This is a genomic window from Clavibacter tessellarius, assembly GCF_001618005.1.
GTDB lineage: Bacteria > Actinomycetota > Actinomycetes > Actinomycetales > Microbacteriaceae > Clavibacter > Clavibacter tessellarius_A.
The window spans coordinates 1-13,796 of record NZ_LQXA01000043.1 but is presented as its reverse complement, the minus strand read 5'-3'; the positions used below and the strand labels follow the sequence as shown (position 1 = coordinate 13,796).

3 protein-coding genes and 2 pseudogenes are annotated in these 13,796 nt (G+C 78.2%); all 5 read right to left on the bottom strand.

Annotated elements, in window-relative coordinates; all coding sequences use genetic code 11:
• On the bottom strand, positions 1–1,127 hold a 1,127-nt coding region (locus AWH51_RS11620), incomplete at its 3' end, for a Gfo/Idh/MocA family oxidoreductase (protein WP_175345519.1).
• Positions 1,124–2,260: a saccharopine dehydrogenase NADP-binding domain-containing protein gene (locus tag AWH51_RS11615; RefSeq protein ID WP_254654554.1), complete on the bottom strand. Its 1,137-nt coding sequence runs from the start codon at positions 2,258–2,260 to the stop codon at positions 1,124–1,126. The genes AWH51_RS11615 and AWH51_RS11620, both read right to left, overlap by 4 nt.
• Before the next feature lie 58 nt (positions 2,261–2,318).
• Positions 2,319–6,242 (bottom strand): annotated as a pseudogene (locus tag AWH51_RS11610) (amino acid adenylation domain-containing protein); the annotation flags it as partial.
• A 423-nt stretch (positions 6,243–6,665) separates the two neighbouring features.
• A pseudogene (locus tag AWH51_RS16640) lies at positions 6,666–7,895 on the bottom strand (condensation domain-containing protein); the annotation flags it as partial.
• On the bottom strand, positions 7,892–13,796 hold a 5,905-nt coding region (locus AWH51_RS11605; RefSeq protein WP_063072231.1), incomplete at its 5' end, for a non-ribosomal peptide synthetase. The pseudogene AWH51_RS16640 and the gene AWH51_RS11605, both read right to left, overlap by 4 nt.

The window sequence follows — 13,796 nt, the reverse complement described above, 5'->3', positions numbered from 1 at the left end:
CCCGCCGGTCGCGGCTCCGCCACCGGCAGGATCGCCTCCGCCGTCACCCGCGGCGGCTCGCCCGGGCGGATGCTCCGCGGCGGGCCGAGGCGGCGCGTGAGGTCCACCCAGGCGCGCGCCATGGTGATGTCCGCCTGCGCCGCGCGGAGGGCGTCGCCGTCGCCCGCGCGGATCTCCGCCACGAGCAGCCCGAGCGCGTGCGCGACCGCCTCCGGCCAGACGTCGTCGAAGAGGTCGCCGGCGGTCGGGGCGGGCTCGTCCGGCCAGGAGGCGAGCCGCGGCAGGGAGCGCCGGGCGGGATCCCCGTCGAGGTCGAGCCGGCCGGCCGCGTCGCGCCGGGTGAACAGGGCCGGGCTCCAGGTGACGGGCCCGTGCACGTCCGCCAGCGTCAGCACCCCGGCCTCCGAGGCGAGCGCGATCCGCGGCCAGAGCAGCGCGTGGTTGTCGCGATCGGCGGGGTGCAGCTCGTCGTGGATCCGCAGCGAGAGCGGCACGCCGCCGACCACGCCCTCGATCGCGGTGAGCGGCGACGGCCTGGCCTCCAGCGCGGTCAGCTCGCGCGGGCGCTCGACCGGATCCGCGAACGCCCACGGCCGGAGCCCGCCGACCGCCAGGCCGAGGACGTCGACCAGCGGCTGCAGCAGGTGCACGGGGCCGGCGGCGTCCACGTGCACGATCGGGCTCCGCGCGCGCAGCCGGGCGGCCGACGCGAGGAAGCCGCGCGTCGCGCGCACGTGCCGGTAGTGGGTCGAGAGGCGGTAGCGCACGCCGGCCTTCCGCGCCGCGCGGGCGGCCGCGGTGATCTCGTCGGGGTGGGCCGGGTGCTCCTGCAGCACGTGGATCCCGCGGGCGAGGAGCGCGAGCACGAGGTCGGTCCCGGGCCCGCCCTGCACGGCGGATCCGACGGCGACCGAGGCCACGTCGACGTCGGCGGGCAGATCGGCGACGTCGGTGTAGAGCGGCACGCCGTGCGCCGCCGCGAGGGCGCGGGACGCCTCGCCGCCGCGGGCGAGGATCCCGGCGAGCCGGAGCCCGGGCACGGCCCCGACGGCACGGAGGTGGATGCGGCCGAAGCCCGTGCCGCACACGACGATCCGCAGCGGGCGGTCGTCGGCGTCGCCCGTCACAGGTCCTCCTCCACCATCTCGCCCGCGTCGCCGGCGTCGTCGATGCGGGTGACGGTGCTCGCGCCCGACGCGGCGACGAGGTCGAGGACGCGCTGCGGATCCAGCACGTCGTGCGCGAACCCGACGCCCGGCGGCACGGCGCCCGCGCGGATCTCCCGCACGGTGATGGCCGCGAGGTGGCCCGCGAGCACGTAGCTGTCGTCGCTGTGCAGCACGATCGCCCGCTCGACCGGAGCGCCGTCGGCGTCCGTGCCGGAGACGGAGACGGCCAGCACGTGGAAGGGCCGGGTGCCGAGCAGGTCGAGGTCGCCCGCGCGGATGAGCGCATCCGCGGCAGCCGCCGCGCCGTCCGCGCCCGCGAGCAGCGCGGGCAGGCGGTTGAGGGCGTCGCGCACGGCGGGGCCCGGGTGCACGTTCCACCACTCGGCCTCCGCGAAGCCGCGCCCGCGCGCGATCCGCTCGGTCTCGGCGGAGAGGTACGGCTGCAGCGCGACCCGGCCCGGGAAGAAGGGCGCCGTCGCGTCCTCCTCGGCGCGGAGCGCGCGCTCGACCCGCCGGCCGCCGGACCAGGCGGCGAGCGGCGTGCCGTACGCGGTGGATCCGGGCCCGCCGGCCGCGAGCGACAGCGGCACGTCGAGCGCGACCCCCGGCGAGCACGCCTCGATGCCGCCCACCCAGCCGCGCAGCCGCAGCGGACCGCGCAGACCTTCGGCGGCGAGCCGCGGCAGGAGGCCGGAGAGTCCCGGGACCACGCCCGTCGACACGACCGCCCGGCGGCCGTCGCGGACGGCGGCGTCGGCGAGGCCGCGCGCGACGAGGCCCGCGCGCACGGGCTCCTCCCCGCAGACGTCCACGTAGTCGGCGCCCGCCTCGAGCGCGGCGGCCGCGATCCGGTCGCCGAACGCGAAGGCAGGGGCGGCGCAGTGCACCACCACGTCGGCCCCGCGGCAGAAGCGGGCGAGCGCGTGGTCGTCCATCAGGTCGACGGTCACGGCCTCGACCGCGCCGCCCGCCTCCTCCGCGAGCGCGCGGAGCGGCGCCGCGCGGCGTCCGCCGAGCCGGAGCGGCTCCTCGGACAGGGCGCGGAGGGCGAGCACCGCGGGCCGCCCGACGGCGCCGGATGCCCCGATCACCGCGATCACGCGATCACCGCCCGGCGCGTGAGGCGCGGGAGGGTCGACGGCACCGCGATCACGCGATCACCGCCCCGCCCGTGACGCGCGTGAGGATCGACAGCACGCGCGGCGCGTGCTCCACCGACAGGCAGTCGTAGTGGTCGCCCGGGATGTCGACGATGTCGAGCTCGCCGAGCGCCAGCTCCTCCCAGTAGTCGGTCACCGCCTCCCGGCTGCCCGGGAACGGGTACGCGCCGCTGTGCCGGAGGAACGTGATGTCGCCCGCGTACGGATCCGGCCGGTAGCGCGTGATGGCGAACACGCTCTGCCGGAAGGTGCGGAAGAAGCGCGTCATCTGCTCCGGCGTGTAGCTGCCGGACGCCGGCGGCACGACCTCGCACATCCGGGCGATGCGGGCCCGGCGCGGGATGCGCGACAGGTCGAGGAAGGCGCGGCCGATGTCGGCGAACTCGCCGTCGAGCGACGCGTAGCCGTCCACGGGCATGACGCCGGGGGTCTTCTCGAGGATCCGCGCGCCCGCCGCCGCGATGCGCCACGGGTCGGCGGGGAAGCCGAGGTCGACGGGGTCGATGCCGATCATCATCGCGAAGGAGTACTCGGACACCATCTCGTCGTCGAGCCGGAACGCGGGGCTGTGGCTGCTGATCGCGGTGAACGACGCCACGTCGGCGCCGGCCTCCGTGAGCGCGCGCGCCACCTCGGTGGCGACCAGGCCGCCGAGGCAGTAGCCGACGACGTGGAAGGTGCGGATCCCGGTGGCGAGGAGCTCGCGGGCGTACTCCGCGGCGATCCGGTCGATGAGCCCGTGCGGGTCGGCGTCGAGGAACGCGTCGAGGTCGGGGACCTCCACGCCGTACAGCGAGCCGGTGCCGCGGGACCGGCGGCGGATCTCGGTCATGAGCGCGCGGTACGGCATGATCGTGCCGATCCCGGCGTGGACGAGCACGGTGGCGGGCCCCTGGCCGGATCCGGAGAGCAGGCTCACGGCCGGCGTCGCGGGGGCGTCCCGCTCGCCCGCGGCGCCCTGCCCGGCCTGGCGCACGTAGCCGGCGAGCCCGGCGATCGTGGGCCGGCGGAGCATGTGGCGGAGCACCACGTCCCACTCGAGGTCGACGACCTCGGGGAGCTGCTCGCGCATCCGCCCGACGAGGCGCGCCACGAGGAGCGAGTCGCCGCCGAGCGCGAAGAAGTCGTCGTCGCGGCCGATGCCGGGGCGGCCGAGCAGCTCCGCCCACAGCTCCTGGAGGCGGCGCTCGACGTCGTCGCGGGGCGCGTCGGATCCGGCGGCGACCGCGGCGGCCGGTGCCTGGTCCTCGGCGAGCCGGGCGAGGGCCGCCCGGTCGACCTTGCCGTTCGCGGTGACCGGCAGCGCGTCGAGCACCTGCCAGCGGCGCGGCACCATGTACTCCGGCAGCCGGTCGGCGGCGTGGCGGCGGAGCGACGCGGCCCGGAGCGGCGCGCGGTCGGCCTTCACCTGCGCGAGCAGGAGGTGCTGGCCGAGGCCGGAGAGCGGATCCTCGTCGGCGGGCACCTGCTGGATCCCGCGGGCGCCGAGGTCGCCGAGCATCGTCCGCCACTCGGCGGCCTCGAAGAGCAGGGCGTCGCCGGCGAGCCGGGCGTCGGCCGGGCCGCCGGCGCGCACCTCCATGAAGTCGGTGGCGATCATGAGCGGCGGGTTGTCCTCGCGCGTGCTCTCGATCACGGCGAGGTGGCCGTGCGGGGCGAGGAGCCCCTGCAGCCGCCGGAGCGCCGCGGGCACGTCGGGCACGCCGTGCAGGCCGTTGGAGCAGATCACGACGTCGTAGGAGTTCGGACGCTGGCCCTGCGGCAGGGGGTCGGCCGCCGGGTCGAAGGCCTGGAACCGCACGCCGGGCCGGTCGGGGTGGCGCTCGCGCGCCTCGCCGACGTGGAACATCGAGGGGTCGGTGAAGACGTACTCGACGGCGCGGCCCGCGAGGGCGGGGATCAGCTGGTCGGCCGCGCCGCCCACGCCGCCGCGCACCTCGAGGATCCGAAGCGGCTCGTCCGGCCCGTGGCCGCGGGCGTCGTGCCGGTCGGCGAGCGCGACGACCGCGGCTGTCAGCGCCGCGGTGAGCAGCCGCACGCCGAGGTTGTCGCGGTAGGCCGCGCCGATCGCGTCGCTCGGGGCGCCCGGGTAGAGCAGCTCCGCGATGTCGAGGTCGCCGCGCACGAGGTCCCCCAGCGCGAGGCTCGACGCCTGCACGTGCCGGAGCAGCTCGGCGCTCCAGCCGATCTCCCGCTCGGCCTCCTCCACCCGGGCCCAGGCGCGGGCGACCCGCTCCTTATCCGCGGAGAGCGCGCCGCGGTGACGCCCGTCGTCGTCGCGCTCGATGCGCCCGCGTCGCGCGAGCGCGCGCAGCCAGCGGCGCACCACGACCCGGTGGGCGTCGCTCGCGCCGAGGAGGCCGGCGACCTCGTCGTCCGTGAGGGGGATCGCCGGGTCCACGAGCGCGCCGGCCGCCGCGAGCGTGCGCTCGATCACCCGGAGCGCGTGCTCGTCGAAGCCGGCGAGGAAGGCGCCGAGGGCGTCGGTGTCCACATCGGCCGCGGCGACCGCGAGGGCGGCGCGCGCGGCGCCGGCGGGGGCGTCGTCGTCGGGCGCCTCCGTCGGCGCGATCCGCTCGGGCTGCACGATCCCGACGAGGTGGCGGCCCGCGGCCCCCTCGGCCACCTGCACGGCGCAGTCGGCGACGCCCGGCTGGGCGAGCACCGCCGCCTGGATCTCCGCCAGCTCGATGCGGTAGCCGCGGATCTTCACCTGCGCGTCCTCCCGCCCGAGGAGCTCGATGCTCCCGTCGGGGAGGTAGCGGCCGATGTCGCCCGTGCGGTACTCGCGGTCGCCCGTGGCGGGATCCACGCCGAAGCGCTCCCGCGTGCGCTCCGCGTCGCCGAGGTAGCCGAGCGCCACGCCCGCGCCGCGGATGAGGATCTCGCCGGGCACGCCCTCGGGCCGGTCGCGCCCGTGGTGGTCGACGACGGCCAGGCGCTGGCCGCGGAGGGGCGTGCCGTACGGGATGCTCGGCAGCAGCCGGTCGACCTCGTCGATCACGTGGTGCACCGACCAGATGGCGGCCTCGGTCGCGCCGCCGAGGCTTACGACCGTGAGCTCCGGGTGGCCGGCGCGCATGGCGTCGGGCAGGGTCACGGGGATCCAGTCGCCCGAGAGCAGCGCGAGCCGCAGCGTGCTCGGGGCGTCCCCCGCCGCCGCGCCGCCGGTGGCCGCGACCGCGTCGCGGTAGTCCTGCAGCATGCGCGCCTGCGCGGGCACGGAGTTCCAGAGCGTGACGCGATGGCGGGCGATGAGCGCGGCCCAGTGCGACGGGTCGTCGCGCCGGCGCGGGTCGGGCAGCACCAGCGCGCCGCCGGCGCCGAGCACGCCGAGCACGTCGAAGACCGACAGGTCGAAGCCGAGGCCGGCGAGGGCGAGCACGCGGTCGTCGGGGCCGACGCCGAAGCGCTCGCGGATGTCGACGAGCGTGTTGTGGGCAGCGTGGTGGGAGAGGATCGCGCCCTTGGGGGTGCCCGTGGATCCGGACGTGTAGATGACGTAGGCGGGGTCGCCCGGGTCGACGCCGTCGCGCCCGGCGGCGGCGGCCGGCCGGGTGGCGGCGGGCTCGAGCGCGTCGACCGCGATCCGCTCGATCCCTGTGGGCCAGTCCTCGGGCGCGCCGACGAGGGCCTGCTGGGTGAGCACCTGCCGGATGCCGGCGTCCGCGAGCACGGTGTCGCGGCGGATCCGGGGCTGGGCCACGTCCACGGGCACGTAGGCGCCGCCCGCGAGGAGCACGCCGACGACGGCGACGACCTGCTCCCAGCCGCGCGCGGCCACGATCGCCACGCGGTCGCCCCGGCGGTGCCCGGTGGAGCGGAGCCGTGCGGCGACGGCGGCCGCGCGCCGTACGAGCTCGTCGTGCGTCAGCGTGCGGTCGGGGGCGATGACCGCGGGCGCGTCGGGCCGGGCCTCGGCCGCCGCGAGGAGCGGCTCGTGCACGAGCGCGGGGGCGACCGGATCCCCGGTGTCGCCCACCCGGATCCGCCGCGCGCGCTGGTCGGCGGGCAGGTCGACGGCGACCGGCCGGTCCCAGGCGCCCGGGTCGTCGGCGAGGGCGCGCACGGCCTCGATGAAGGCGCCGAACGCGGCGTCGGCCACGCCGTCGGCGAGCACGCCCTCCCTCACGTCCCAGCTGAGCTGGAGGCCGTCGGGCACGCGCAGGGCCTGGCAGTCGATCCACACCTGCGGCGTGCGCGTGACGGCCGCGGTGATCCGCCCGCCGTCGCCCGTGGGCGCGTTCGCGGCGTCGCCGGCGAGGGCGCTCGTGAAGACCACGGGCGCGAGCGCCACGTCGCGCGTGTCGCCGCCGCGTCGCCGGGTGAGCTCGGCGAGCAGTTCGGTGCCGCCGCAGAGCGGGTGGCCGAGGTCCTCCAGCAGGCGGGCGGAGAGCGCCCGCATCCGCTCGACGGCGGGCAGGTCCTCCGTGAGGTCGACCTCGAGCAGCTCGACGGACGTGAAGTCGCCCACCACGTGCTCGGCGCCGGGGGCGAGACCGCCGCGCTCGGAGACGGGCAGGTTGAGGACGAAGCGCGCGCCGCGGCTCCACCGGCCGATCGTCTCGGCGTAGGCCGCGAGCAGGACGCCCGTGGGGGTCACGCCGGCGTCGGCGGCGGCACGGTCGAGGCGCCGGGCGGCGGCGGGGTCGAGCACGGCCGACAGGCGGCGGAACCGGGCGGGGGCGGCCATCGGGTCGTGGTCCGCGAGCGGCAGCTCCGGCGCGGGCGGCAGGTCGTCGAGGCGGCGCCACCAGTAGGAGCGGTCGCGCTCGTACGCGGCCGACGCGGTGAGCGCGCGCCGGGCCAGCACGCAGTCGCGGAAGCCGGTGCCGTCGGGCGATCCGGGCAGCTCGGCGGCCGGATCCTCGACGAGCGTGCGCAGCTGGTCGAGCACGAGCTGGAGGCTCGCGTGGTCGATCACGAGCAGGTCGACCGCCAGGTGCAGGCGCACGGCGTCGTCGGCGCGGGTCACGACGGCGCGCACGCGCGGCCAGGCGGGCTCGCCGCCCGTGCCCTGCGCGAGCTCGGCGCGCACGGCGTCGAGGCGGTGCCCGATGGAGGCGGTGCCGAGGCCGCGCAGGTCGTCCACCGGCACCTCGACGGGGCCGGGGTCGGCGAGCACCCGCTGCGAGCCGTCGGGGTGGATCTCGGCGCGGAGCATGCCGTGGTGCGCGACCAGGCGGATCCACGCGTCGACGATGCGCGCGGGATCCGTCGACGCCGGCCACGACAGGTCGAGGTCGGCGGTGCACGCGACGCCGCCGTACGGATACGCGTCGGTGCGGCCGAGGAGGTAGGCGGTCTGCACGGGGGTGAGCGGGAACGGGTCGTGCGCGGCGGCCGGGTCGGCGCGCGGGGCCGCCTCGCCGGGGCCCGCGTCGTCCGCGCCCGTCGCGGCCCGCCGGTCGAGGATCGCGAGCACGTCGTCGCGGTGCCGGCGGATGAGCTCGCGCCGGTCGTCGTCGATCACGCCGAGCGGGCCGCGGAACCGGATCCGCCCGTCCTCCGCCCAGAGCCGGACGCCGCGGGCGTTGAGGTCGTCGATGAGCTGTTCAGCGTTCACAGGTCTCCGCTTTCGAAGAGGTCGGTGCCGGCCGGGGCCGGCGTTCGGGCGGGTGCGTCCGCGGGGGCGGATGCGGGGGTGGTGGTCGCGGGGGCGGCGGTCGCGGGGGCGGCGAGGAGGCGGTCGATGCAGGCGGCGTACGCCCGCACGGTCGGCTCCTCGAGGAAGCGGCGGACGCCCGCGTCGACGCCGAAGCGGCGCTGGGCCGCGGTCACGAGCCGGAGCATGGCGAGGCTGTCGCCGCCCGCGGCGAAGAAGCCGGCGTCGGGGGCGGGCGGGGTGCCGAGGATCCCGGACCAGAGCTCGGCGAGGGCGGCCTCGGTGGGGGTGGCGGGCGTGGCGGGGCGCGCGGCGGCGTCGGCGTCGGTGCTGGTCGCGGCGTCGGGCCGCGCCGGATCGGCCTCGGCGTCCGCATCCGCGAGCGCACGCCCGAGCGCCCGGACGTCCACCTTCCCGTTGGCGGTGAGCGGCCACGCGTCCACGAGGTGGACGCGGCGCGGCAGCGCGTACGCGGGGAGCCGGTCGGCGGCCGTCGCGGTCGCCGCGGCGAGCACGGCGGCCGCGTCGTGCCCGTCGTCCGGCTCGATCGCCACGTGCAGGTGCCGCCGACCCGAGGCTGCGTCGACCACGAGCGCGATCGCGCGCCGGATCCCGGGCGCGGCCGCGTGGGCGGCCTCGATCTCGCCGAGCTCCATCCGGTGCCCGCCGAGCTTCACCTGCCGGTCCGCGCGGCCGAGGAACTCGAGGATCCCGCCGGGCCGGTACCGGCCGGTGTCGCCCGTGCGGTACCAGCGTCCGCCGTCGATCTCGACGAACGCGGCGGATGTGCGCGCCGGGTCGCCGCGGTAGCCGCGGGCGAGCCCCCGGCCGCCGATGACGAGCTCGCCGGGCACCCAGTCGGGGCAGTCCCGGCCGCTCGCGTCGAGCACGCGGAACGCCTGGTCGGGCAGCGGGCGGCCGTAGGGCGCGGACGCCCAGCCGTCGAGCGGCCCGTCCACCTCCCAGGAGTTCGACCAGATGGCGGCCTCGGTGGCGCCGCCCAGGGCGACGAGGCGCGTGTCGGGCCCGGCCGCGCGGATCAGGCGCCCGTGCAGGTCGGTGCCGACGCGGTCGCCCGAGACGAGCGCCGCCCGCAGCGTGTCGAGGCGGCCCGGCCGGTCGTCGGCCGCGACGAGGAGCATGTCGAGCAGCATCGGCACCGCGTCCCACAGCGTGACCGCGTGCTCGTGCACCAGGTCGAGCCACCGCGGGGCGTCGCGCTCCTCGCCCTCCTCGGGGATCACGAGCGCGCCGCCCGCGCCGAGCACGCCCAGCGCGTCGAAGACGGAGAGGTCGAAGTCGAGGGCGGAGAGGGCGAGGATCCGGTCGGCCGGGCCCATGTCGAGCATCCGGCCCACCGCGTCGACCGTCGACCACGCCGCGTCGTGCGTGATCTCGACGCCCTTGGGCTCGCCCGTGGAGCCGGAGGTGTGGATGACGTAGGCGAGCGCGGACACGGGGGGCCGCACCGGCGCGGCGAGCGGCTCCTCCGCGGCCGCGTCGGCCGGGCGGAGGAGGGCGGGCGCGTCGGGGGCGTCGCCGCCCGCCGCGGCCGGGTCGTCGGCGATGACCAGCCGGATGCCCGCCGCGCGGTGGATCGCCCGCCGCCGGGCGGGAGGCTGGCCGACGCCGATGGGCGCGTACGCGGCACCCGCGCTGAGGACGCCGAGGACGGCCGCCGCCTGGTCCGCGCCGCGCGGCAGCGTGATGCCGACGAGGTCGCCCGGCCCGAGGCCGCGCCGCTGGAGCGCGCCGGCGATCCGGAGGGCGCGGTCGGCGAGCTGCCCGTGCGTCACGACGCGTGCCGACGCGCCCGTGCCCGTGATGAGCGCGGGCGCGTCGGGCGCCCGGAGCGCGGCCTCGTGCACGCCGTCGTGCAGGAGCCGGCCCGGTCGGGGGGCCGCGGGCGCCGCGGCGCGGGCGCGCGCCTGGTCGGCGGGCGGATCCGCGGGGAGCGGCGCGTCCCAGTCGGCCGTGGCGAGGTGCTCGAGCGTGGCCACGTAGGCGGCGACGAGGGCCTCGACGAGGCCGGGCGGGAACGCGTCGTCGCGGGCGTCCGCGTCGATCCGCAGCCCGCCGTGGTCCTCCAGCACCTGCACGTCGAGGAGCACCTGCGGGGACTGGGACACGCCGTGGATCCGCTCGCCGAACGACCCCGACACGTCCGCCGAGACGCCGTGGCCGATGCCGGCGCTGCCGCCGTCGCCGACCCCGATCGCGCTCGTGAACACGACGGGCACCGGCGCCACGGCCGTGCCCTGGAGGCGCGCCCGCTCCCGGAGGATCCACGACGCGGGCGCCTCGCGGTGGTCGAGGTCGCCGGCGAGGCGCTCCTGGAGCCCGCGGGCCGCCTCCACGGCGGAGTCCGCGGCGCGGTGGTCGAGCAGCGTCAGCCCGGTGAAGTCGCCGACGAGGCGCGGCATGTCGGGGTGCACGTCGCGCCGGTCGAAGAGCGTGAGCGTCATGGTGAGGTCGCGCTGCCCGGTCCAGCGGGAGAGCACGTGGCCGTACGCGGTCGCGAGCATGCTCGTGGGCGTGAGCCCGGCCGCCCGGCAGCGGTCGCGGAAGGCGGTCCACCACCCGGCGTCGAAACGGTGCGCGCGGCGGGTGAAGCGCGCGGCCGGATCCGTCGTGGCGAGCGGCAGCCGCGGGGCGTCGGGCATCTCGGCGAGCCGTGCGCGCCAGTGCTCCTCGTCGGCGCGCAGCCGCTCCGGATCCGGGCGGGTCTGGAGCACGCAGTCGCGGAAGGTCAGCTCGGCGGGGGCGGGCGGGAGCGGCAGCCCGCGCACGAGGAGGTCGAGCTCCGTGTACAGGATCATGATCGACAGCGCGTCGACGACCGCGTAGTCGAGGCCGATCCCGATGCGCGTGCGGGTGCGGCCCCGGCCATCCGGGTAGCGCACGGCGTCGAGGTCGAAGAGCGGCCAGACGGCGAGGTCGTGGCGGCGGTGCGACGTGCGCTCCCGGAACGCGGCGAGCTCGCGGGCCACGGCATCCGGATCCGCGTCGGCCGGCACGTCGCGCACGTCGACGCGCACCGGCGGCACGTCCTCGAGCACGCGCTGGGTGCCGTCGGGGTGGATGACCGTGCGGAGCGTGGGGTGGCGGCGCACGAGCTCGTCGAACGCGGCGGCGAGGCGTTCGAGGTCCTGGCCCCGGCCGTCGAACTCGGTGTGGTGGTAGGTGCCCACGCCGCCGAGCGGGATGCGGGGGTCGCGGCCCACGGCGTACGCGCGCTGCACGTCGGTGAGCGGGAACGGGTCGTGGGCGTGCGCGGGGTCCGGCACGATGCGGGCGCGCGCGTCCGCGGGCTCCGGTTCCGTGAGGTGCAGCGTCGCCGCGAAGTCGGCCAGCACCGGGTGCCGGAAGAGCGCGGCCACGCTCGCGTCGGCCGCGCCCGCGGCGCGGAGGGCGGCGACGCTGCGGGTCGCCTGGAGGGAGTCGCCGCCCGCGGCGAAGAAGGAGTCCGCGCGTCCGCACGGGGCGCCGAGCAGGCCGGTCCAGACGCGCGCGACGAGCCGCTCCTCGGGCGTCAGCGGGGCGTCGTCCACGCGCGGCGCGGGGGCCGGCCGCTCGGCGAGCTCGGCGGTGATGCGCGCCCGGTCGACCTTCCAGTTGGCCGTGAGCGGCAGCGCGTCCCGCACGACCACGCGCGCGCACGCCATGGACGGCGGGAGCAGGGCGCCCGCGTGGGCCGCGACCTCGTCGGGGACGACGACCGCGCCGGGCTCGGGCACCACCATCGCGGCGAGCGCGCCCTGGACCGCGACGACGACGGCGCGCTGCACGCCCGGGGCCGAGGCGAGCGCCGCCTCCACCTCGCCGGGCTCCACGCGGTGCCCGCGGATCTTCAGCTGGTGGTCCGCGCGGCCGAGGAACTCGAGCACCGGCCGCCCCGACGCGTCGCGGCGGTACGCGGCCCGGTCGCCCGAGCGGTACCAGCGCTCGCCGTCGATCGTCGGGAAGCGGGCGGCGGTGAGCTCGGCATCGCCGCGGTAGCCCGAGGCCAGCGCGTGCCCGCCCACGAGCAGCTCGCCGGGCACGCCGTCGGGGCGGTCGCGGCCGCGCTCGTCCACGACCCGCACGCGCACGCCGGGCAGCGGGTCGCCCCAGGGGAGGCCGCGCGCGGACGACGCCGGATCCGCCGCGTCGCCCGGCCGCGCATCGTGCACGGTGGAGTGGATGGTCGCCTCGGTCATCCCGCCGAGCGCGACGAGGCGCGCGGCGGGCGCGCACGCGGCCAGCCGGCCGGGCAGATCCGCCCCCACGACGTCGCCGCCGAGCAGCACGAGCCGGAGGGGCAGCGGCCCGTCGGCGGTCGCGGTGAGCAGCATGTCGAGGAGCGCCGGCACGGTGTTCCAGACCGTGACGCCGTGCGCCCGCACCAGCTCGCGCCAGCGGTCGGCGTCGCGGCGCTCGTGCTCGGCGGGGACGACGACGGCGGCGCCCACCGAGAGCGCCGCGAACAGGTCGTAGACGGAGAGGTCGAAGTCGAGCGCGGAGAGCGCGATGGTGCGGTCGTCCCGGCCGAGGGGCGCTACGACCGCGAGGGAGCGGAGGGTGGCGACGACGGCCCGGTGCGGGACCTCCACGCCCTTCGGCCGACCGGTGGATCCCGACGTGAAGAGCAGGTAGGCGGGGGAGTCGGGGGCCACGGCGACGGGATCCGCCAGCGCCACGGCATCGCGGGCGGCGCCCAGCGCGAGCACGGACGGGCCGTGCGCGCCGACGGCCGCCGCGGAGACGCCGACCAGGTCGTCGTCGGCGAGGACGCAGTCGATCCCGCTCCCGAGGATCGCGGCGCGGCGCGCGGGCGGCTGGTCCGGGCCGACGGGCGCGTAGCAGGCGCCGGCGAGCAGCACGCCGAGCACGGCGGCGACGCGATCGGGGCCGGCCGGCGCGGTGATCGCCACGGTCGCGCCGGGGCCGACGCCCTCCGCGCGCAGCAGCCCGGCGACCCGGCGCGCGTGCTCCGCCAGCTCGCCGTACGCGACCGCGCGGCCGTCCGATGCGACGAGCGCCGTGCGGCCGGGATCCTCCGCCGCCCGCGCGAGGAACGCGGAGTGCAGGAGGGCGCCGCCGGCATCGGGCGCCGGCGCCGGCCGCTCGCGCGCGAGCCGGGCCCGCACGTCGTCCGGGGCGGGGACCGCGAGCGCCGGGAGGTCCCACGCGCCCGGCCGCTCGTGCACCAGGCCGTCGACGAGCCCGCGGTACGCCTGGAACGCGGCCTCCATCGCCGGCTCCTCGAGGATGTCGACCCGCACGTCCCAGTTGACGAGCAGCCCGCCCTCGAGCTCGGTGACCTGCGCGTCGAGCCACACCTGCGGGCCCTGGGAGATGATCCAGACCGGCTCCCCGAGCGCGCGGCGGATGGGCGCGTCGTACAGCTCGCCCAGCCCGATCGCGCTCGTGTACACGACCGGGGCCAGCACGGGGCTCCCGCCGTCGCGGCGCGCGAGGTCGCGGAGCACGTCGACGCCGCCGTAGCCCGCGTGCGCGACGGCCTCGCGGACGCCCTGCTGGATCCGCCGCGCGTCGTCGCGGAACGACCGCTCCTCCGAGAGGTCGACGTCGAGGAGGATCGAGGTGCTGAACTCGCCGACGAGCAGCTCCAGCCCCTCCTCGTCGCCGCGGTCGAGCACGGGGAGGTTGAGGAGGAAGCGGGCCTCGGCCGACCAGGCGGCGACGACCTCGGCGAACGCGGTCGCGAGCACGGCGGCCACCGTCAGCCCGCGGGCGCGCGCCGCGGCCTCGAGCAGGCGCAGCTCGTCCTGCCCGATGCGGTGGTGCAGCCGGCGGGAGCGCGGCGCGACCGCGGATCCCGGCGCGTCGGCGCGCTCCGCGGCGGCCGGCGCCGCGTCG